At 62.3% G+C, this 21,401-nt stretch carries 19 protein-coding genes; 9 read left to right on the plus strand and 10 right to left on the minus strand.

Features of this window, described 5'->3' with window-relative positions; genetic code table 11:
* Positions 1 to 20: 20 nt before the first annotated feature.
* A complete protein-coding gene (locus tag ACM530_RS21515; protein ID WP_416363107.1) occupies positions 21 to 1,196 on the minus strand; it encodes an MFS transporter in 1,176 nt (391 codons plus the stop codon).
* Positions 1,197 to 1,310: 114 nt separating this feature from the next.
* Here ACM530_RS21515 and ACM530_RS21520 point away from each other — a divergent pair, with 114 nt between their 5' ends.
* Complete coding sequence (locus tag ACM530_RS21520) at positions 1,311 to 2,210, plus strand: LysR family transcriptional regulator (RefSeq protein ID WP_145163933.1); 900 nt, start codon at positions 1,311 to 1,313, stop codon at positions 2,208 to 2,210.
* Positions 2,211 to 2,299: 89 nt separating this feature from the next.
* Entirely contained in the window at positions 2,300 to 3,106 is an 807-nt protein-coding gene (locus ACM530_RS21525; protein WP_416363108.1) for a DUF2242 domain-containing protein, read from the plus strand.
* Between the two features lies 1 nt (position 3,107).
* Here ACM530_RS21525 and aceE read toward each other — a convergent pair whose 3' ends face one another.
* Positions 3,108 to 5,768, minus strand: coding sequence for a pyruvate dehydrogenase (acetyl-transferring), homodimeric type (gene aceE, locus ACM530_RS21530; protein WP_416363109.1), 2,661 nt, complete (start codon positions 5,766 to 5,768; stop codon positions 3,108 to 3,110).
* A 145-nt stretch (positions 5,769 to 5,913) separates the two neighbouring features.
* Here aceE and ACM530_RS21535 point away from each other — a divergent pair, with 145 nt between their 5' ends.
* Positions 5,914 to 6,384, plus strand: coding sequence for a MarR family winged helix-turn-helix transcriptional regulator (locus ACM530_RS21535; protein WP_416363110.1), 471 nt, complete (start codon positions 5,914 to 5,916; stop codon positions 6,382 to 6,384).
* A 65-nt stretch (positions 6,385 to 6,449) separates the two neighbouring features.
* On the opposite strand, the gene ACM530_RS21540 is transcribed toward ACM530_RS21535, so the two are convergent.
* The 3 genes from ACM530_RS21540 to ACM530_RS21550 form a co-directional block, all read right to left on the minus strand.
* Positions 6,450 to 7,451, minus strand: coding sequence for a transketolase-like TK C-terminal-containing protein (locus ACM530_RS21540; protein WP_416363111.1), 1,002 nt, complete (start codon positions 7,449 to 7,451; stop codon positions 6,450 to 6,452).
* A 326-nt stretch (positions 7,452 to 7,777) separates the two neighbouring features.
* Positions 7,778 to 8,812 carry an AraC family transcriptional regulator gene (locus tag ACM530_RS21545; RefSeq protein ID WP_262206041.1) on the minus strand — a complete coding sequence of 345 codons (1,035 nt, stop codon included), beginning with the start codon at positions 8,810 to 8,812 and terminating at the stop codon, positions 7,778 to 7,780.
* Positions 8,813 to 8,816: 4 nt separating this feature from the next.
* Positions 8,817 to 9,947: a carbon-nitrogen hydrolase family protein gene (locus ACM530_RS21550; protein ID WP_145163943.1), complete on the minus strand. Its 1,131-nt coding sequence runs from the start codon at positions 9,945 to 9,947 to the stop codon at positions 8,817 to 8,819.
* Positions 9,948 to 10,159: 212 nt separating this feature from the next.
* On the opposite strand from ACM530_RS21550, the gene ACM530_RS21555 reads away from it, so the two are divergent.
* Positions 10,160 to 12,199 carry an NADPH-dependent 2,4-dienoyl-CoA reductase gene (locus ACM530_RS21555; protein WP_242199334.1) on the plus strand — a complete coding sequence of 680 codons (2,040 nt, stop codon included), beginning with the start codon at positions 10,160 to 10,162 and terminating at the stop codon, positions 12,197 to 12,199.
* Between the two features lie 57 nt (positions 12,200 to 12,256).
* Positions 12,257 to 13,144, plus strand: a complete 888-nt coding sequence (locus ACM530_RS21560) for a 1-aminocyclopropane-1-carboxylate deaminase/D-cysteine desulfhydrase (RefSeq protein WP_404483396.1) — start codon at positions 12,257 to 12,259, stop codon at positions 13,142 to 13,144.
* 4 nt (positions 13,145 to 13,148) lie between these two features.
* On the opposite strand, the gene ACM530_RS21565 is transcribed toward ACM530_RS21560, so the two are convergent.
* From ACM530_RS21565 to ACM530_RS21575, 3 genes are all read right to left on the minus strand, one after another.
* Positions 13,149 to 13,709 (minus strand): cytochrome b, encoded by a 561-nt coding sequence (locus tag ACM530_RS21565; RefSeq protein ID WP_242199336.1) that lies wholly within the window; start codon positions 13,707 to 13,709, stop codon positions 13,149 to 13,151.
* A 113-nt stretch (positions 13,710 to 13,822) separates the two neighbouring features.
* Positions 13,823 to 14,650 (minus strand): phosphonoacetaldehyde hydrolase, encoded by an 828-nt coding sequence (phnX, locus tag ACM530_RS21570; protein ID WP_404483394.1) that lies wholly within the window; start codon positions 14,648 to 14,650, stop codon positions 13,823 to 13,825.
* A 28-nt stretch (positions 14,651 to 14,678) separates the two neighbouring features.
* Positions 14,679 to 15,788 carry a 2-aminoethylphosphonate--pyruvate transaminase gene (locus tag ACM530_RS21575; RefSeq protein WP_416363112.1) on the minus strand — a complete coding sequence of 370 codons (1,110 nt, stop codon included), beginning with the start codon at positions 15,786 to 15,788 and terminating at the stop codon, positions 14,679 to 14,681.
* A 112-nt stretch (positions 15,789 to 15,900) separates the two neighbouring features.
* Between ACM530_RS21575 and ACM530_RS21580 the strand changes: the two genes are divergently transcribed.
* Positions 15,901 to 16,758 (plus strand): LysR substrate-binding domain-containing protein, encoded by an 858-nt coding sequence (locus ACM530_RS21580; RefSeq protein ID WP_416363113.1) that lies wholly within the window; start codon positions 15,901 to 15,903, stop codon positions 16,756 to 16,758.
* A 99-nt stretch (positions 16,759 to 16,857) separates the two neighbouring features.
* A complete protein-coding gene (locus tag ACM530_RS21585) occupies positions 16,858 to 17,565 on the plus strand; it encodes a YebC/PmpR family DNA-binding transcriptional regulator (protein WP_090402660.1) in 708 nt (235 codons plus the stop codon).
* Positions 17,566 to 17,688: 123 nt separating this feature from the next.
* Here the strand turns inward: ACM530_RS21585 and ACM530_RS21590 are convergent, their stop codons facing one another.
* Both ACM530_RS21590 and zapE read right to left on the minus strand, forming a co-directional pair.
* The gene (locus ACM530_RS21590; RefSeq protein ID WP_416363114.1) at positions 17,689 to 18,993 is read right to left on the minus strand and encodes a protein kinase; all 1,305 of its coding nucleotides are present in this window, start codon (positions 18,991 to 18,993) and stop codon (positions 17,689 to 17,691) included.
* Between the two features lie 40 nt (positions 18,994 to 19,033).
* Complete coding sequence (zapE, locus tag ACM530_RS21595) at positions 19,034 to 20,128, minus strand: cell division protein ZapE (protein WP_416363115.1); 1,095 nt, start codon at positions 20,126 to 20,128, stop codon at positions 19,034 to 19,036.
* A 215-nt stretch (positions 20,129 to 20,343) separates the two neighbouring features.
* Between zapE and ACM530_RS21600 the strand changes: the two genes are divergently transcribed.
* Positions 20,344 to 20,844: a spore coat U domain-containing protein gene (locus ACM530_RS21600; protein WP_164487989.1), complete on the plus strand. Its 501-nt coding sequence runs from the start codon at positions 20,344 to 20,346 to the stop codon at positions 20,842 to 20,844.
* Positions 20,838 to 21,392 carry a spore coat protein U domain-containing protein gene (locus ACM530_RS21605; protein ID WP_416363117.1) on the plus strand — a complete coding sequence of 185 codons (555 nt, stop codon included), beginning with the start codon at positions 20,838 to 20,840 and terminating at the stop codon, positions 21,390 to 21,392. The genes ACM530_RS21600 and ACM530_RS21605 overlap by 7 nt, the downstream gene beginning before the upstream one ends.
* Positions 21,393 to 21,401: the final 9 nt, after the last annotated feature.

Below are 21,401 nucleotides of genomic sequence, written 5' to 3' on the forward strand. Positions count from 1 at the left end.
AAAGGACCGGGGGCTTTTTATTAGTTGCTCTTCAGACTGGCGATCACAGCCAATAGCATCAGCAGCACAACCGCCCACGCGAAGGTGCCCACGCCCCAGCCTTGAAGTAATACGCCTCCGACCAACCCGCCGCCGGCAATCCCAAGGTTCCACACAGTGACCAGCATCGACTGCGCTGCATCCGCCGATGCACCGGCCGCCTTGGCCAGTGCGGTTTGCAGCAATGCTGGCAGGCCGCCGAACGCCAGGCCCCATAACGCCACGGCGCCGTAGACAACCACTGGCGACTCGATCCAGAACGCCAGCGCCAGGGCGATCAAGCCAAACAGCGTACAGCTGGCCACGAGCAACACCCGCAACCATCGATCAATCAGTACGCCCGCCAGCCAGATGCTCAGCAGCGCGGCAAGGCCAAATACCAGCAGCACACGATCAATCTCGGCGGCGATTCCGGCGGGCCCCAGCAGGGGCGCCACGTAGGTATAGAGAATGTTGTGGGCCAGCACGTAGGTAAAGGTCACCCACAGCACCGGACGAATGCCTGGCAAATTCAGGACCTGGCGCAGCCCCAGACGTTTTCCCGCAGGTTCGCCTGCAAAATCCGGCAGCTGCCAGCGCGCCCAAATCAGCAGCAACAGCGTCAGCCCGGTCATGATTGCGAAACTCAAGCGCCAGCCAACGGTGGTGCCCAGGAACGTGCCCGCCGGCACACCCAGAGACAAGGCCAGGGGCGCGCCGAGCATCGCCACGGCAATCGCCCGCCCTTGCAGGTGCGGCGCAACCATGCGGCTGGCATATCCCGCCAGCAGCGCCCAGAGCAGCCCGGCGAAAACACCGGCGAAGAAACGTGCCACCAGGGTCACCCCGTAATGGCTGGAAAACGCTGTCACGCTGTTGACCAGGGCAAAGCCGCCGATCGCAATCAGCAGCAATGGCCGTCGGCGCCAGCCTCGGGTCAGCAGCGTGAGAGGAATGGCTGCGAGCAATGAGCCGAGGGCATACAGGGTGACCAATTGGCCCACCAGTGCCGGCGAGACGCCCAGGCTTTCGCTCATCTGCGGCAAGAGCCCGGCGGGCATTGCCTCGGTGAGAATGGTGATAAACCCGGCCGAAGCCAACGCCAGCAAGCCACCCAGTGGCAGGGCCTGGCGTTGGTTGGCGGGGGCCGAATCGGTTATTGCAGGGCTGTTGCTCATCGCACGCTATCCATGAAAAAAGGCCAGGAAGCAGGGTAGGGGGCTGTGAGCTGCGGAAAAACAGGCTAAGGTTCCGAACTTATCGGACATCCACGTCCGCAATTAGGTAAGCCCATGGACAGCCTGAGCAGTCTCTCGGTATTCGTGCATGTCGCGGAAACCCGCAGCTTCACCGCCGCTGGCCGCGTACTTGGCGTGTCTTCCTCGGCGGTGGGCAAAAGCATCGCACGCACCGAGGAGCGCCTGGGCGTGCGCCTGTTTCACCGCAGTACGCGCAGCATCACCTTGACCAGCGAGGGGGCGTTGTTTCTCGAGCGTTCGCGACGGATTCTCGCCGAAGTCGAGGCCGCGGAGCAGGAGCTGACCGAGGCCACCCTCACGCCGCGCGGCAAGTTGCGGATCAGCGTGCCGCAGGTGCGTGGGCTGTTGATGCCGGTGCTCAGCGATTTCATGCGTGCGTACCCGGACATCGAACTGGATGTGGATTTTTCCGACCGCATGGTGGATGTGATCGAGGAAGGCTTCGACGCGGTGATTCGTACAGGCAGGCCGGAAGATTCGCGCTTGATGGCGCGTCATCTGGGGCACTACCGTCTGGTGCTGGTGGGGACGCCAGCCTATTTCGAGCAACACGGCACCCCGCAGCAGCCCCGGGACTTGAGCGGCCACGCTTGCCTGCGCCACAAATTCTGCGCCACCGGCAAATTGGAGCCATGGCCATTACGTCCTGTGCCAGGCGCTGCAGAACCTGTTTTGCGCACACCGTTGGTCAGCACGACCATTGAATCGCTCAACCATGTGGTGCACGAAGGCTTGGGCATCGCTTGCCTGCCGGATTACATGGTCAGGGACGCGGTGCAGCAAGGGCATTTGCAGCGGGTGCTGGATGACTTTCTCGAGCACCGCGGCAGCTTCTGGATGTTATGGCCAGCAAGTCGCCATGCTTCAGCCAAACTGCGTGTGTTTATCGACCATATGGGCGCCGGGCTTTTTCCTGCAGGCACCGTCCTGTAGGCCTGTGACGTTTTACCGACAGGAATGCGCGCGCCAGGACCCCGTTCTGTTGCACAATACCGCCCGGACTGTTTTCCTCAGGATTTTCGATGTCGACATCATTTCACTTGCGTAGCCTCGGGTTGGCGCTGGTGCTGGCGGGCGCCGCGGGCTGCTCGTCACCCAAGACCGCTATTTATGAACATGAGAATTTCGACGACTCCGGTACGTTCTCCCGTGATTACCCGGTCAGCGATGTGGCGGCCTGCGAAGCGGCGCGGCGTGCCCTGCTGAGCCAGGGCTACATCATCACCAGCAGCGATCCGAAGCTGGTCGTGGGTAACAAGAGCTTTCAGCAGACCGGCGAGACGCACTTGCAGATCAGCTTCAACGTGGTGTGTGCCGATGACGGCAAAGGCAATAACCACTCGACGATGTTTGCCAACGCCTTGCAGGATCGCTATGCGCTGAAGAAGGTCAACAACTCCGCAAGCCTCGGTGTGGGTGTGTTGGGCTCGGTGTCGATGCCGATCGGCTCCACCGATGACTCGATGGTCAAGGTGGCAAGCGAGACGGTCTCGGCGCCCAAGTTCTACGACCGTTATTTCGCGCTGGTGGATGTATTCCTGCCGCAGGAAGTGAAGAAGGCCGAGCATATTCCCGAGAAGCCCAAGGCTGACCTCGGTGTGCCGGAACCCAAGGCGGCGCCGGTAGCCGAGAAGGTCGAGGCACCGAAGGAAGAACCGGCAGCGCCAGCTGCTTCGCAAACGGTGACGCCGCCCGCCGAGACGGCACCGATTGCACCCAAGGAAGAGGCAGCCCCAACCCCGGCAAGCGAGCCGGCACCGGCGCCGACCAATCCGAGCCTGCCGGCGCCGACAGAGGCGATTCCGCCGCTGCCCACGCCCGCGCAGTAACTCAGACTGCTACGGGATCCGCCTTGTCGACGTTGATCCCGTAGCGCCTGATGGCCTGAGTGATGGTGTCCCGGCCGATCACGCCATCATCGGCCAGTGCCTTCAAGGCCGCCAGCACGATAAAGTGCCGGTCGACTTCGAAAAACTCACGCAAGGTTTCGCGGGTGTCCGATTGCCCGAACCCATCGGTGCCCAGCGCTACAAAGCGACGGCCGTGGACGAAGGGACGAACCTGATCGGCGAATAATTTCATGTAGTCCGTGGCCACTACCACCGGCCCCGCTTGCCCGGCGAGGCATTCCTCAACGTAACTCGCGCGTGGCTCGCTTTCCGGGTGCAGCAGGTTCCAGCGCTGCGCCGCGTGCCCGTCACGGCGCAGCTCGGTCAGGCTGGTGACGCTCCACACGTTGCTGTGCACGGCGAAGTCCGTTTCGAGCAAGTCGGCCGCGGCGATCACTTCGCGCAAAATCGAGCCGCTGCCCATCAATTGCACCTGCGCTTGCGGGTGGCTGCTCAGTTGATACATGCCCTTGAGAATTCCGTGCTCCACGCCATCGGGCATGGCCGGGTGTGGGTAGTTCTCGTTGAGCAGGGTGATGTAGTAGTAAATGTCCTCTTGCTCGACGTACATGCGCCGCATACCTTCGCGGATGATCACCGCCAGCTCGTAGGCGAACGTCGGGTCATACGACACGCAGCACGGGATCGCCGACGACAGGATATGGCTGTGGCCGTCGTCATGCTGCAGGCCTTCGCCCATCAACGTGGTGCGCCCCGCCGTGGCCCCCAGCAGGAACCCGCGCGCCCGCGCATCGCCCGCCGCCCAGGCCAGGTCGCCGACGCGCTGGAAGCCGAACATCGAATAGAAAATGTAGAACGGCACGGTCATCAGGCCGTGGTTGCTGTAGGACGTACTGGCTGCGATCCACGAGGAAATGGCGCCGGATTCGTTCAGGCCTTCCTGCATGATCTGTCCGTCCTTGCTCTCCTTGTAGTAGCTCAGTTGCCCGGCATCCTGTGGGGTGTAAAGCTGACCCACCGCTGAATGAATGCCGATCTGACGGAACAGACTTTCCATGCCGAAGGTGCGCGATTCATCCGGCACGATTGGCACGATCAGCTTGCCCAGGTGCGGGTCCTTGAGCAGCGTGCCGAGGATGCGCACAAAGGCCATGGTGGTGGAAATGGCGCGCTCGCCCGTGTCTTTGAGTTGGGTCGCAAATGCGCTCAGTTCGGGGATTTGCAATGACTCGATGGCACTGTGGCGCGCGGGCACATAGCCGCCCAAGGCCTGACGACGCGCGGCGAAATAGCGGGCTTCTTCGCTGTCGGCAGCGGGCTTGAGGTAGGGGATCTCGTCGAGCTGGTCATCCGCCACTTCCAGGCCGAAGCGGTCGCGGAAAGCTTTTACCGCCTCGGCGCCCATTTTCTTCAGCTGGTGGTTGATGTTCTGGCCTTCGCCGGCTTCACCCATGCCGAAGCCCTTGACGGTTTTGGCCAGGATCACCGTCGGTTGGCCCTGGTGGCGCACGGCAGCCGCGTAGGCGTTGTAGACCTTGTCCGGGTCGTGGCCACCGCGCGAGAGTTTCCAGATTTCGTCGTCGGACATGTCTGCAACCAGTGCCAGCAACTCGGGGTATTTACCGAAAAAATGCTCGCGCACATAGGCGCCGTTCTGCGATTTGTAGTTCTGATAATCGCCGTCCACGCATTCCATCATGCGTTGGCGCAGCAGACCGCTCTGGTCCTTTTCCAGCAGCGCGTCCCAGCCACCGCCCCAGATCACCTTGATCACATTCCAACCGGCGGCGCGGTACAGGCTTTCGAATTCCTGAATCACTTTGGCATTGCCGCGCACCGGGCCGTCCAGGCGTTGCAGGTTGCAGTTGACCACGAAAATCAGGTTGTCGAGTTTCTCGCGACCGGCGAGGGAGATGGCGGCGAGGGATTCCGGCTGGTCCATTTCGCCATCACCGAGGAAGGCCCAGACCTTGCGGCCCTGGTGTTGCTTGAGGTTGCGAAATTCCAGGTAACGCATGAATCGCGCCTGGTAGGCCGCAGTAATCGGCCCCAGCCCCATGGACACGGTAGGGAATTGCCAGAAGTCCGGCATCAAGCGCGGGTGTGGGTAGGACGATAAACCTTTGCCACCGGCCTCACGGCGGAAGTTGTCCAACTGCGCTTCGCTGATGCGCCCCTCCAGATACGCGCGGCCATAGATGCCAGGAGAAGAGTGGCCCTGGATGTACACCAGGTCGCCATCGAACGTGTCGGTACGCCCACGGAAGAAGTGGTCAAAGCCTACGTCGTACAGCACAGCAGCTGACGCATAAGTCGCGATATGCCCACCCACACCGGAATGTTTGCCGGCGCGCAAGACCATGGCCATGGCGTTCCAGCGGATAAACGCGTTGGTGCGACGCTCGATGGCCAGGTTGCCGGGGTAGGGCAACTGGCGGTCGACGGGAATGGTGTTGACGTAGGGGCTGGTCACCCGCCCGTAGAAGTCACCATGGCGCGCTACGTCGAAATCCAGCAACTGATCTATCAGGTAATGGGCGCGCGGGCGGCCTTCGGTGGACAGCACCGATTCGATGGACTCCAGCCACTCACGGGTTTCCTGTGGATCGTCGTCCAGCCTTACAGCGTTATTAGGGGTCATGTGAAGCTCCAGGGTAGGCGGATTTGAAGCAGCGAGCTCCTTGTGGGAGTGGCGCCAATGTAGTTGCAATTGCAACGACATGCCTGAATCTAGCGCGGGATGAGCTACTATTGCAACCTTCTTGAAATTCCCCGGATGGTGTTGCATGTCGTCGAATGAGCCTGATGTATGGTTCCGTTTTGTCAGGGCCCACAGGACGGTCATCCGTGAAATCGAGCGTCGGCTGGCTGAGGCGGGCCTGCCGCCGTACGCCTGGTATGACGCGCTGTGGGGCCTGGAAAGCGGCCCCGAGGGCACTCGCCGTATGCACGAACTGGCCGATGTGCTGGCAATCGAGCGCTACAACCTGACGCGCCTGGTGGACCGTCTGGAAAAGGACGGCCTGGTGGTGCGTTCGCGTTCAGACGGCGACGGCCGAGCGGCGTTTGCCTCGATCACCGACGCGGGTCGGGTGTTGCGCAAAAAAATGTGGACGATCTACGAAAGCACCGTCGACGAGTTGTTCCTTTCGCAAATCGAGCCGGAGCAGCGCCAGTTGTTTGCCGATACGCTGGAGCGTACGGCGGGGTTGGCGGTGGAGGCGGGGGTGCAAACCCGTAACCGACGCAAGATCTGAGACGCGGTGCAGATCCAATGTGGAGCGGGCTTGCCCGCCCTCACATTTTTTATCGCGTTTCCCATTCATTTAAGTGGATAGCGTTTCATCGCTATTTCCACCTGTTGTGCGTCAATACGCCCTTCATCCGCCAACGCCCTCAACGCACACACTACGATCCAGAAACAACTCGGCGCAGCGGCCTGCACCGAGCCTGCGCCCAACGCCACAAAACGCGCGTCAACATACGGCGCCAACTGATCGACAATCGGCTGCGGATAACCGGTGACGGCGATGACCGGCGTGGTATCCCCGGCCAGGCTTTCACGCAAGTGACAGCTCTGCTGGGGCGCCATGGGGTGCAGCCGATTCCAGCGCGCAGCGGCCGCAGCCTCGCGGGCCAGTCGCGTGTAGCTGGGGCAGCTCCACAGCTGCGCCGTGATGCTCCAGTCCTGTTCAAGCAACTGTGCAGCATGAGCGACTTCCACCAGCGCCCGACCTGCACCGAGCAACCGCACATCCCCTTGGCAACGTTGGATCGGGTACATGCCCTTGAGCGCATCCTCACGGTCTTGCGCATCCAAGGTCACGGCGGTCTCTTGATCATGCAGTGCCAGGTAATAAAAGCCCGGCTTGCCGTCCACATACAGCGCGCGTAACCCCGCCAGCACAATCGCGCGGGCTTCCTCACCCGAGGCCGGATCATACGGTGTGCAACGCGGATGGTTTGCCAGCCACAGCGGCAGGGAGGGTTGCGCGCCCTTGGGCCAGGGCGAAGGCTGGTTCTCGATGTCGTTGCACAGGATGCCGCGCTGCGCGGTCTCATCCGACAACGCACACAGCTGCGCCGCCGACGCTGCGCTGTGCAGGTACAGCAGTGGTTTTTCGCCGGTATTACGCGCGAACCAGCTGGGCCAGCTACCCACACGCCGGCTGCGTGACTGGCCGCGAATCACCCAGGCGTGCCGGCTGAATTCCAGGGTATTGGCCATGGTCATCACCGTGTACAGCGGCGAACTGCGCGATGGTTCGGCGGCGTTCAGTGCGTCAATACACAGCTGCGCGGCGTTAGCGGTAGAGGCGGGCATGGGTTGAAGCTCCGGGCAACAGAGGTTCGTACCCTAATGGAAATCTGGTTGCATTTGCAATGATTGCAATCGCACGTCAAATGTCGAGCGCTAAATCAACCCAGCGCTGCTACGTTTAATCAGGATGTGCAGGAACGTCATGGCGCAGACATTTTTTCGTCATCACGGCACTTTAGGCTGGCTGTGCGGGTCATTTATTGGCAGCCGCTTTAAACCCACAAGGAGTCCACCATGGACGATTACCAAGAAGAACTGCTGGAGTACCACGCGTTTGAATTGGATCCGCTGGATCCGGTCGATGACGCCACCGAGCTGTAATACCGACTTCAGGCGGAATGCCGCTGACTGCGGCGAAATTCCCCTGGAGTCTGGTTGTTCCATCGCCTGAACGCCCGTTGAAAGGCTTGGGCTGAAGCAAAACCGAGCAAGTAGGCGATTTCGCCGAACGCCAATTCCGTGTCACGAATGTAGGTCATGGCCAGATCGCGACGGGTGTCGTTGAGAATCGCGCGAAACTGCGTGCCTTCTTCGGCCAGTTTGCGGCGCAGGGTCCAGGTGGGCAGCTTCAAGCGTGCCGCCACTTCTTCCAGGTCGGGTTCCCGGCCGCCATTGAGCATCGGCCCCAGCAAACGGGTAATGCGCTCGCGCAGGCTGCGGGTGCGCGTCAACTGCTCCAGCTCTGCTTCACACAACTTCAACAACAGCTGCCAGGTACTCGGGCAATGCTGCGGGTTGCGCATCGCCAGGGTTTGCTGGCTCAGGCGCAGTTGGTTGGCGTCGGCGCCAAATTGCACCGGGCCGTCGCCCAGCACGGCGTACTGGTCACAATACGGGGGCGCTTCAAATTCGATGTCGATGCGCTGCGCCTGCACCGGTTGTTGGGCCAGGCTGGACAATTGCTGCAGCCAGCCGGCGATGATCGAATCCACCACAAAGCGGTTGTAGGCGTTGTAGGGGCTGATGGAATAGAACCGCAGCCACGCCCCTTCGGCATCTTCGTGAAAACTCGACTGCCCGCGATAGTTGGAGCCGTACAGCGCCTCGAACCGGGTCAATGTGCGCGCGGCTTCACGCACGTTGGGCGCTTGCGCGGCGGTGACGCCTGCCAGGCCCGCCTGACTCAAGCGGCTGAGCTGGCCCATGCGCAAGCCCAGGCCCGGGTCGCCGGTCAGTTGGATGGCCGCATGGCCCAGGCGCATGTAACGTGGGATCGACAGACGCGCACCGGCTTCGGCGAGGCGCGCGGCGTCCAGGCCGTATTGCAGCAGCAGCGGTTGCGGGTCCAGGCCGTGGCTTTGAATGGCGTCCGCCAGGGTGTGCACGAAGCCCACCGACAGATCCCCGAGGCGCACCGGCTTCAAGGCGCTACAACCAGATGTTCAGCAGGCGTGCGCCACGGGCGCCGCTGTCGGCGTTGACTCGCCCGTTGCTGCTGAGAAAGCTGTGCCCCGCAGTGCCCAAGTCCCAGAACTGTCCACGCAAGAACACGCTCATGCCAGCGCTTGCCTGGCTGATCGGCTGTTGGCTGATCAGGGTCAAACGGTGCCACGCTTCGCCTTCGCTGAGTTCCTCGGGCTTGAGGCTGATTTCGGGTGGCGTCGACACGCTTTTGAACCCGCGCCATGGGCGATCCCATGTGTCGCGGCCAGTCACAAATGCCGGCACGGCGACCAACTGCGCGCCTTGCTCGTTGAGTTTGCGGTAGTTGTCCGGGTACCAGCTGTCGCTGCCGATCAGGATGCCCAGGCGCCCGGCCGGGGTGTCGACCACGTTGACGATATTTTCATCGCCCGGTTGGATAAAACCGCGCTCATCGTAGATGGGGTAGAACTGGCGCTGTGGCTGGCCCACTGGCAAACCGTCGGCACCGAACACCAGGCTGGCGTTGTACAGCGGACCATGGCCGACATGCAGTTGGCCTTGTTCGACACTCGGGTTGGGCAGGGTGATGGAGCCGGCCACCAGCGTGACGCCAAACTCTTTGGCCAGGCCGCCGAACAACACTTGATAGTCGCGCGCCATGGCGGAGGCTTTCATACGCAGGTAGGCGTCATCCATGCGGTTATCGCCGGTGGCGCTGATCCATGCGCGCGCAAACTGCAGAGGGTTGCTGGCCGACAGCCAGTTCATCGCGTCTTTTAAATGGACCGCCTGGTACAACTCGTTTTTTTCGCCGCTGAGCATCAGCCAGGTGCCGATATGTTCGGGCAGGACCACGATGGTCTTTTGATTGATCAGCCCCTGATCACGGGCCTTTTGCAGGTACGCCGCGAGCTTCAGGTGCAGGCGCTCCAGGCTCTGGTAATCGGCGGGGAACAACTCCGGCTGAATGCCCAGCAAGTTGCCACGATCGGCAGGCTCGCCTTCATTGACGGCCAGGGAAATGCGCAGGTCCGACAGGTAATGCGCCACAGGGCGCTCCTGGGTCCAGACCAGATACGCGGCGACGGCGGCAACCAGGGCCATGACGAGGGTGAACGCTAGAAGTTTACGCATGGGGCAACAGACAACAGACCGTGTGCAGGGTTCGCCGACTAGGGTAGGGCTCAGGCACCTGCTTGCCAAGGGGCGCTGTGCATTTGGATCAATAACTTGTCAGTTTCAGTCATTGAGCGGCAGTCCATCGCCTCTTAGTCTGTGGGACATAAACCGATGGCAGGCCATTCGAGCCTGCCACGTCCCGTGATGATCCGTTGTGGAGCTGTACCATGACCGCTGCTGCCTACCCGCACCTGCTGGCCCCGTTGGACCTGGGTTTTACCACCTTGCGCAATCGCACCCTGATGGGCTCGATGCACACAGGCCTTGAAGAAAAGCCAGGTGGTTTCGAGCGCATGGCCGCCTACTTTGCCGAGCGCGCCCGTGGCGGTGTCGGCCTGATGGTCACCGGCGGGATTGGCCCGAACGACGAGGGCGGCGTGTATGCCGGTGCGGCCAAGCTGACCACTGACGAGGAAGCGCAGAAGCACAAAATCGTGACCCAGGCCGTGCACGAAGCGGGCGGCAAGATCTGCATGCAGATCCTTCACGCCGGGCGGTATGCCTACAGCCCCAAGCAAGTCGCACCGAGCGCGATCCAGGCGCCGATCAACCCGTTCAAGCCCAAGGAACTGGACGAAGAAGGCATCGAAAAGCAGATCCAGGATTTCGTCACTTGCTCGCTGCTGGCCCAGGTCGCCGAATACGACGGCGTGGAAATTATGGGTTCCGAAGGCTACTTCATTAACCAGTTCCTGGCCGCCCACACCAACCATCGCACCGACCGTTGGGGTGGCAGCTACGAAAACCGCATGCGCCTGGCGGTGGACATCGTGCGCCGCGTGCGTGAAGCCGTGGGCCCGAACTTCATTATTATCTTCCGCCTGTCGATGCTCGACCTGGTCGAAGGCGGCAGCAGCTGGGAAGAAATCGTGCAGTTGGCCAAGGCCATCGAGCAGGCCGGTGCGACCCTTATCAACACCGGTATCGGCTGGCACGAAGCGCGCATCCCGACCATCGCCACCAAAGTGCCGCGTGGCGCGTTTAGCAAAGTCACCGCCAAGCTGCGCGGTGCGGTGCAGATTCCGCTGATCACCACCAACCGTATCAATACGCCGGACATTGCCGAGCAGATCCTCGCCGAAGGCGATGCCGACATGGTCTCGATGGCGCGGCCATTTTTGGCTGACCCGGAGTTCGTCAACAAGGCGGCGGCCGGCCGCGCCGATGAAATCAACACTTGCATCGGCTGCAACCAGGCCTGCCTGGACCACACCTTTGGCGGCAAGCTGACCACCTGCCTGGTCAACCCGCGCGCCTGCTACGAAACCGAGCTGAACTACCTGCCGGTCAAGCAGATCAAGAAAATCGCCGTGGTCGGCGCCGGTCCTGCAGGCCTGGCAGCGGCTACCGTGGCGGCGGAGCGCGGCCACCAAGTGACGTTGTTCGATTCCGCCAGCGAAATCGGCGGCCAGTTCAATATCGCCAAGCGCGTGCCGGGCAAAGAGGAGTTCTTTGAAACCCTGCGCTACTTCAAGCGCAAATTGCAGACCACACACGTTGAGGTGTGCCTCAACACCCGTGTGGATGTCGCGCAACTGGCGGCGGGCGGGTATGACGAGATTATCCTCGCCACCGGCATTGCGCCGCGCACCCCGGCCATCCCGGGTATCGACAACGCCAAGGTGCTGAGTTACCTGGACGTGATTCTTGAGCGCAAGCCGGTGGGCAAGCGCGTGGCGGTGATCGGCGCTGGCGGGATCGGCTTTGACGTCTCTGAATTTCTGGTGCACGCCGGCGTGTCCACCAGCCTGGACCGCGAAGCGTTCTGGAAAGAGTGGGGCATCGACACGCAGCTGCAAGCCCGTGGTGGCGTGGCCGGTATCAAGCCGGCGCCGCATGCGCCGGCGCGTGAAGTGTTCCTGCTGCAACGCAAAACCTCCAAGGTCGGCGACGGCCTGGGCAAGACCACCGGCTGGATCCACCGCACAGGCCTGAAGAACAAACAGGTGCAGATGCTCAACAGCGTCGAATACCTGAGCATCGATGACCAGGGTCTGCATATCCGCATCGGCGCCGAAGGCGAGCCGCAGCTGCTGGCGGTGGACAACATCGTCATCTGCGCCGGGCAAGACCCGCTGCGCGAGCTGCAGGACGGCCTGGTCGCCGCAGGCCAGAACGTGCACCTGATCGGCGGCGCCGACGTGGCGGCCGAGCTGGATGCCAAGCGCGCCATCAACCAGGGCTCGCGCCTCGCTGCCGAGCTGTAAGACGGAAAAAGGGGCGGTGTTAGACTACCGCCCCTTTTTCTATTCAGATGCCTCCCGATGGGCCCTTTCGACTGGCTTCCCCACGCGCCCCTTGAACTGTTGCAGCTGGATTGGCTGAACGGCGTCGAGGTGGCCGTGCTGCGCCTGGACCGCATCGACCCGCTGATCAGCGGTAACAAATGGTTCAAGCTCACCCAGCACCTGGCCGATGCCCAGGCGGCCGGAGCCCGCGGAGTCATCAGCCTCGGCGGCGCGCACTCCAACCACCTGCACGCGCTGGCGGCGGCCGGCAAACGCTTCGGTTTCCCGACCGTAGGCCTGTTGCGCGGCCATCCGCAAGACACACCCACTGTGCTCGACCTGAAAGCCTTCGGCATGCAGCTGCATTGGCTCGGTTACGGCGGCTATCGCGCGCGGCATGCGGCGGATTTCTGGTTGCCGTGGCACGCACAATACCCGCAACTTTACCCCGTGCCGGAAGGCGGCGGTGGAATCGCCGGTGCCTTGGGCTGCGCGGTATTGGTCGATCAAGTGCGCGCGCAATTGAACACCCTGGGCTGGGCCGACTACGACGCGTGGTGGTTGGCGGCGGGCACCGGTACGACCCTGGCCGGGTTGACGTTGGCCGAGGCGGGCGCGCGCACGGTCTATGGCGCAATGGCGGTGCCGGACGACCACGGCGTCGCTCAAAACGTGCAGGCTATCGTGCAGCAAGGGTATGAATTAGTGGACGCAAGCCGAGGCGGTTTCGCCAAGGTCGATCCGTTATTGCTTGAATTCATGCACGCCACGGAACAGGCCAGTGGTGTGCCGCTGGAGCCGCTTTACACCGCCAAGGCCTTGCTGGCGCTCAAGCAGCAGATCGAGGCCGGGCGTTTTCCTCCCGGCACTCGTCTGATCTTCGTGCATACCGGCGGCCTGCAAGGTCGCCGTGGGTTTGCGTAGAGCCTTAGCCGCCGGTTTTGACTCGACCGGGCATCATCCGCAGCGCCGTGTTGTCGCGCAGGATGTAGTGGTGAATGATCCCGGCCAATGCATGCAGCCCGATCAGCCAGTAGCCGACCTTGCCGAACAGCACATGCCAGTGCTCAATCTCTTTGGCCAGAGCCTTGTTTTCAGCGATCAACGGCGGCAGCTCAATGCCATAGAACATCACCGAATGCCCCTCGGCACTGACAATCAGCCAGCCGGCGATCGGCATGCCGATCATCAACGCATACAGCGCAACGTGCATCAGCGTGGCCAACAGGCTTTGCCATTGCGGGGGGGCCGGCACGATTTTCGGCGCAACGCCCAGGCTGCGCGCGAACAAGCGCAGCCACACCAGCACGAACACGGTGAGGCCAAACATGAAGTGCATTTCGACGATCAACGTACGCGCGCCACTGCCTTTGGGAAACTGGCCGCGTAACTCTATGCAGGCGTAAACCACCGCCAGTAGCACCACCATCAACCAGTGCAGCGCAATCGACATGGTGCTGTAGCGTGTATCGGAGTTTTTCCACGGCATCGCTGTGTTCCTCACTCATCAGGGCAAACCTCCGTTCTTGGTGACGGAGTCCTTTAACTGTATGCCGGTTTTGAGCGCTTTGCCTGGCGTAAATGCCGTTGTTTTGACCTCAATCAGTGGCTTTGCGGCATTTCACCGCGCGCCAGGCGCTGATTGATATCGGTGATCACTGCAGGCAGGTCGTTGATAGTGTCGATCAGGTAGTGCGGGCGCGAGCCTTCAAAGAGTTTCTCGATGCGTTTGCGCTCGCTGTTCAGGGTGGCGGCGTCCAGGTTTCGAAATTGCTCATATGTCAGGCCCAGGGCGTTGCCGGAGCAGGTCAGCGCCACTGTCCACATGCCGGCGCGGCGGCCTTCGAGGATGCCCGGCACGGTGTCATCGACCTTTACGCAAGCCGCCACATCATCGATGCCCAGCGCGATCACGTTGGCCAGTGCCTGGGCCGGCCATGGGCGGCCGTTGGGCACTTCGTCGGTGGCGACCACGTGATCGGCGAAGTAGCCATTGGTGGCGGCCAGGGCGACGACTTTGTCCATGACTTGCTTGGGGTAGCCGGAGCAGGAACCGATCTTGATGCCTTGCACACGCAGCCGCGCAATGGTGTCGAGGGCGCCGGGAATCAGCGCCGAGTGTTCGGCTATCTTCTCGATCTGCAATGGCATGAAGCGCTGGTAGATGGCGGTCACGTCATCATCCGTCGGCGTACGGCCGAACGCCTTGCGGTAACGCTCGGCCACCTGCGGCTGGTCGCAAAGGGTGCGGATATGGTCCCACTTGCCCATGCCCATCGGGCCACGGGCCTCTTCGATGGAGACTTGCACATCGAATTCGGCGAAGGCTTCGACAAAGATCTGGGTGGGGGCGAACGAGCCGAAGTCGACCACGGTGCCGGCCCAGTCGAGGACAACGGCCTGGAGGGTGTTGGGGTTTTGATAGTTCATGGTTCAAATCCTGTGGGTAATGGGGCAATCAGACGTCCAGCACTTCCATTTCTTGCAGCACCTGCGCGATCGCCTTGACCGCTGCGCGCATGCCGGCCGCATCGACGTGGCCGATACAGCCCACGCGGAAGGTTTCCACTTGGGTCAGTTTGCCGGGGTAAAGGATGAAACCCTTGGCCTTGACCCGTTCGTAGAAGTCCTTGAATTGGTAACGCGGGTCTTTTGGCGCATGAAAGGTGACGATGATCGGCGCCTGGATCGCTGCCGGCAGGAAGCTGCGCAGGCCCACTTCGGCCATGCCGTCCAGCAGCGCCTGACAGTTGCGTGCGTAGCGTTGGTGACGCGCCGGCAGGCCACCCTCTTCGTGGTATTGCAGCAGCGCTTCGTGCAGGGCGGCGACCACGTGCGTTGGCGGGGTGAAGCGCCATTGCCCGGTCTTGGCCATGTAGCGGTGCTGGTCGAACAGGTCCATCGCCAGGGAGTGGCAGTTGCCTTGGGCGGCGGCCAGCGACTGTTTGTCGGCAAACACGAAACCCATGCCCGGCACACCTTCCAGGCATTTGCCCGAGGCGGCGATCAGCGAGTCGAACGGCACTTCGCGAGCGTCAATTGGCAGCGCACCGAAGGAACTCATGGCGTCGATGATCAGGCGCTTGCCGTGGCTTTTCACCACCTCGGCGATCTGCGGCAGCGGGTTGAGAATGCCGGTGCTGGTTTCGCAGTGGATCAGCGCCACGTGGGTAATGGCCGGGTCGGCGAGCAGCAGACGGCTCACATCGGCTGCAGTGGTCGGTTCATCCTCGGCGGTTTCAAAGGTGCTGAAATCGCGGCCGAGCACTTCGCAGATCCTGGCCAGGCGCTTGCCGTAGGCGCCGTTGATCAACACCAGCACCTTGCCATTGCGCGGCACCAGGGTGCCGATGGCGGCTTCGACGGCAAAGGTGCCGCTGCCTTGCAGGGGCACGCAGTGATGACTGTCGGCAGCGTTGAGAATCGCCAGCAACTGCTCGCAGACGCTGGCGGTGAGTTGGTTGAATCGCTGGTCCCATGAACCCCAATCCACCAGCATGGCCTGACGCGTACGCACGGACGTGGTCAGCGGGCCGGGTGTGAGCAGAATGGGCGTGGCGGTGGTCATCTCAAGTCCTCGCAAGTCTCGGGGGTTGAATCTACGGCGCCTAAATTGCAGTTTGGCTTGTTATCAATCAAATTGTTTGTTGTTATGCGAGCTATCAGTGAGGCCGATAGCTATGAACTTGTTCCAACTGCGTGCATTCGATGCCGTAGCCCGCGAGGGCAGTTTCACCCGGGCCGCGGCGCGGCTGTTCATCAGCCAGCCGGCGGTGACCGGGCACATCAAGGCTCTGGAGGAGCACTATCAGATCCCGTTGTTACGGCGTACGGCGCGGCGGGTGGAGTTGACCGAGGAGGGCACGCGCCTGGCGGCGATCACCCGCGCGATCTTCGGCCTGGTGGACGAGGCCCAGACCCTGCTGGAAGCCAACCGTCAGTTGCTCACCGGGCGCCTGGAGGTGGCGGCCGACGGCCCGCATCTGGTGATGCCGATGATCGCCAGGTTACGTGCGCGCTACCCGGGCATCACCGTGAACCTGCGCTTGGGCAATGCTCAGGAAACCCTGGCGGCGCTGTTGTCCGAGCATGCGGATGTGGCGGTGCTCACCGAGGTGGAACCGCGCAATGGCCTGCACCTGCAAGCCCTGAACGAATCGCGCATCTGCGCCTTGGTGCCGGCAGGGCATCCGTGGCTGGCCGACCCGGCGGGCATTCGCCTGGAGCAATTGCATGAAGTGATCATGGTGCTTCGCGAGCCCGGCTCGATTACCCGGCGCACCTTCGACAGCGCGTGCGCCAGCGCCGCTGTGCAGCCCAAAGTCTTGCTCGAACTGGACAGCCGTGAGGCGGTGACCGAAGCCGTCGCCGCTGAACTGGGCGTGGGGGTCGTGTCGTCAATGGAGGTCAGCCGCGATCCGCGCGTGCATGCCATTTCCTTGCAGGGCGACGGGCTGGTCAACCGGCACATGCTCGGTTGCATGCAGCGACGCCGCTCACTGCGCCTGATTCAGGCGTTTTTCGAGTTGGCGTGTTGACGGTTTTTTGCTGGAACGAATTTTTTTTGCCCTATAAACTCTGCCCCCAAAGCGCCGGCCAGTAGACGTCTCGGCGCGATGGACAGAAGAGAGTGAGTCATGGGCGCACAGTGGAAAGTCAAACATAAAGAAGCGGCATCCAATGCCAAGGGCAAGATCTTCGGCAAGCTGGTGAAAGAAATCACCATTGCTGCCCGCAACGGAGCCGACACCGCGACCAACGCCCACCTGCGTCTGGTGGTTGAGCAAGCCAAAAAGGCTTCGATGCCCAAGGAAACCCTGGAGCGCGCGATCAAGAAAGGCGCCGGCCTGCTGGGTGAAACCGTGCAGTACCACCGCGTGACCTACGAAGGGTTCGCCCCGCACCAGGTGCCGCTGATCGTCGAGTGCGTGACCGATAACATCAACCGCACCGTGGCGGAAATCCGCGTGGCGTTCCGCAAAGGTCAGTTGGGTGCTTCGGGCTCTGTGGCCTGGGACTTCAACCACGTCGGCCTGATCGAAGCGTCGCCGGACACGCCGGACGCTGATCCGGAAATGGCGGCTATCGAAGCCGGCGCCCAGGACTTTGAAGACGGCGAAGAAGAGGGCACGACCCTGTTCATCACCGAAACCACCGACCTGGATGCCGTGCAGAAAGCCCTGCCGGAGCAGGGTTTCACGGTGTTGTCGGCCAAGTTGGGCTACATCTCGAAGAACCCGGTGAGTGGTTTGACCGATGAGCAGATGGCCGAAGTCGAAGCCTTCCTGGAAGGCCTGGACAACCATGACGACGTGCAGGATATGTTCGTCGGCCTGGCTGGCTGATTTATCGCTGAATAGAACGCGGTAAAAAATGTGGGAGCGGGCTTGCTCGCGAATGCAGTGTGTCAGTCACCCAATCAGTGACTGACACTACGCATTCGCGAGCAAGCCCGCTCCCACATTTGATCAGTGGCGTGGCAGAGATTGCAGCAAGGTCTCGATCTCTTCAAAGCTCGGCCGCGCCAACACATCAGGCTGGCAGCAGCTGTTCTGCAGCGCGACCAACGCCTGGTCGTTGAACGGCGTGTCAACCCGCTCCAGCAACTCCCCCAGCAATACCCCAAACGCGCGCACTTCAATACGCTGCAACGCCTGGGTTTCCAAGGTGTCCGCCGTGGCATGGAACGACGCCGCGCCAAAATCCCCGAGCAAGCAATCACCTTCGGCATTCCACAGAATGTTGTGGCCATACAGGTCGCCATGGGTAATGCCGTGGCGGTGCAAATGGGCCGCCACCGACGCTATGCCGCGCGCCATGCGCAAGGCCACTTCGGGGCTGAAGCGCGTGTCGGGCGCGTAGATATCGCGCGTGCAGGACGCCAGGCTCGGCAGCGCGGCAAGGTTGCGATAGCTCGGGTCGATCAGGTCCATCACCAGCGCGGCCTGGTCATCGGGATGGCCCACCACGCGGCCTTCCACCTTGATCAGGTTGGGGTGCAGCCCGGCGGCGATGCAGGCCTGCATTTCGTGCAGCGGAGAGCCGTCGCTGGTGATCGTGCCTTTGTACAGTTTGACTGCGACTGACAACCCCCGCGGTCGCCACGCCGCCTTGCGAATGATCCCCGAGGCGCCTTCGCCCAGTACTTCGCCCAGTTCGAGTTCCGACCAGGGGATGTTCGGTGTCGCGTCATCGCCCGCCACAGCCACGGCCATTTCCACCGGGTTACCGGCATAGGCCAGCCAGGTCAGGCTCGGCAGCGTCAGCAGCCACTGCGGCAGTTGCGTCAGGCGGTTGGCGGCGATGCGGATCAGTTCCAGGTTGTGGCAGTTGGCCAGGCTTTGCGGCAGGTGCGCCAGTTGGTTGCCGGCCAGCATCAGTTTCTGCAGCAACGGCCGCTTGCCCAATTCGCTGGGCAATTGGCTGATGCAGTTATCGGTGAGGATCAGCCAGCGCAACTGCGGCGGCAGGGCGGCGGCGGGCACGTGGCTGATCTGGTTGGCCTTGAAGCCGATCATGCTCAGCTGTGCGCACTGGCCCAGGCACGCCGGCAGCTCGGTGAAGGCGTTGTCCGAGCAAAACAGCACGCGCAGGTGCGACAGGCGATGCAGGTCGTCGGGCAGGCTGCTCAGGGCGTTGCCCGTGAGGTTGAGGATTTGCAGGGAGTCGGCCAGTTCGAAGATTTCCCGCGGGAATTCGGTCAGCCCGCAGGACAGGTCCAGGCGCGTGATGCCAGCCAGTTGGCCGGCCTTGAGTTGGGCGAGGGTATTCATGAACGGCGCAGTCACTCGGCAAGAGGGCGTAAAAAGGCGCTCATGATACCGGGTGAGGCGCCGGTTGCGGGCAGACGGTTTGCAATTGGTTCAGGCGGCTCGCGGTGCGAGCGAGGTCGATGGCCTGCCCTTCAAGGGCATGCGCCAAGGGGTGTTGGCCGATCAGCGTCAGGCGTTTGTCCTGGTCGTACAGCACGTCCACCAGGTTGATAAACCGCTGTTGCACGGCAATCGGGCAGTCTGCCAACTGGGGCAGCCCGTCGACAATCCAGTGGTCGAAGTCCTCGCAGAGCAGCAAGTAATCCATCACGGCCGTGAGTTGTTCGCACAGGTCGTTGAAGGTGAACGCGAGGGTTGGCGCCTGATGGTGGCGACATATCAGCTGGCGGTTGCCGACGGTCAGGCGTTGCGCAGGGCAATCGGTGGTGGGCAGTCCGAGCATTTCACGCTGGGCGGGCGTGCCCGGCCAAACATACTGGCCGGCGCTGAAGTGCTGCTCGGCATGTGCTTGGGGCAAGCTGCGAAAATCCTGGGGTGAGCTGACCTCCAGCACGTCCATCCGCGCGGCAATCAGGTCGATCACCGGTTTGAAGCGTTCGTGGTACAGCGGGTTGGGCAGCAGCCCCTCGGGTGCATAGTTTGAGGTCACCAGCACCAGCACGCCGCGCTCGAACAAGGCCTTGAACAACCGGCTGATAAGCATGGCATCGCCGATATCGTGAACATGGAATTCGTCGAAACACAGCACCCGGCATCCCGCCAGCAGCTCATCGAGGGTCACGCCCAGGGCGTCGTCGTGCTCACGGTGCGCAAACATGCCCCGATGCAGGCGGGCAAAAAACGCATGGAAGTGCACGCGCTGCTTGTCGGCAATCGGCAGCGCCTGGAAGAACCCATCGAGCAGCCAGCTCTTGCCGCGCCCCACCGGGCCGTGCAGGTACAGGCTGCGCGTTGCAAGGTTGGCGAGCAGGTGCTGGGTCTCGCGGGCGAGGGCGGCAATCGCCCGGTTTTGGCCTGCGCTCAGGGTATAGCCCTGTTGCCTGGCTTTGTTCTCAAAGAACGCCGGGATAGGCGAGGGGGCCAGGACGGCGGTTTTTTTGCCCAGCAAACGATGAATCAGGGGAAGCACAGCCAATGCAAGTCACTCTGTCGTGCGGTGGTCGCTCACTTTAGGGCGCCCGAAGCGATTTGACCATTAGAGAAGCGCGCCGCCAGCTATCTCGAAAAAGCATGGCATGGGGGCAATCCTGGGCAAACTGGCGGTTTCTCCTTAAATGGCTAACCTCATACACAGTTGTCACCCCTGTATAAGGAATTGGGGCTGTGAAGGGACGAGCAGTATTGGCAGTGATGGGCGCCATACTCTGTAACACGGTTTACGCTGCGCAACTTCAGGTAGAAGTGCGCATCGACGTGCAACGGGGCTGCCAGCTGGTGGGCATCACCCGCGATGCGGGTATCGAGCAGCTGGGCGTGTTGGACTTTGGCAGCGGCCCGCGTCTGGATGACCCGGCCGGCCCGTTGAGTGCGGCCTTGATCAGCCAGCGCCAGCCGCGCCTGGAATGCAACCCGGACACACCCTATCAAATGCGCGTTGACGGCGGCCTGCATGGCGGCGTCGGCGAAGTGCGCTACCTCAGCGCCGCGACCCCCTCGAGCAAACCTATTCCCTATCGCCTTTACGCCGACGCCGCGCGACGTATTGCCTTGCCCGTGAATGAACCGCTCAGTGGCCGCGTGCCGGACTCGGGCAGCGTCGACTTGCCCTTATATGGCCGCATCGAACCGCTCAAGGACATCCCCGCCGTCGGCCGCTACACCGACCTGCTCAAGGTCACGGTCACATGGTAAGCCGGGGCTGGGCCCTCGTGGCCATGGGCGGCCTGTTGCTACTGGCGGAGGACGCCCAGGCGGCCGTGGCCGGGCAGATTCATGCGCGGCTGGTGATAACCGCCAGTTGTGAGGTGAGCAAGGGCGCCGCAAGCGCGCCCGTGAGCGCGCCCGTGAGCCCTGTGGGCGGCACGGCAATGCTCGACTTTGGCAGCCAGGGGCCGACTTGGATCAACCCACTGGGCGCAGCCGTTTCCGATGGCGACAAGGCGCCGCTGTCGGTGTCCTGCAACCCGTCGGTGGTCAGCAGTTTCACCGTGACTATCGACGGCGGCGCGCACGGCGATGGCACCACGCGACGCTTGAGCAACGGGCGTCAGACCATTCCGTATCGGCTGTCGGCTGATCCGCTGGGCCACAGCACTTACAGCGTTGGCCAACAACGCAATTTCGTCGTGACCAAGGGCACGCAAGTACCGATCCCGGTATTTGGCTCGGTGGTGGCGAATACCAGGGCCCTACCGGCCGGCATCTACACAGACACCCTGACGGTGACTCTGGATTGGTAAATCATGAGG

The sequence above is a fragment of the Pseudomonas sp. NFX183 genome (genome assembly GCF_047943075.1).
GTDB lineage: Bacteria > Pseudomonadota > Gammaproteobacteria > Pseudomonadales > Pseudomonadaceae > Aquipseudomonas.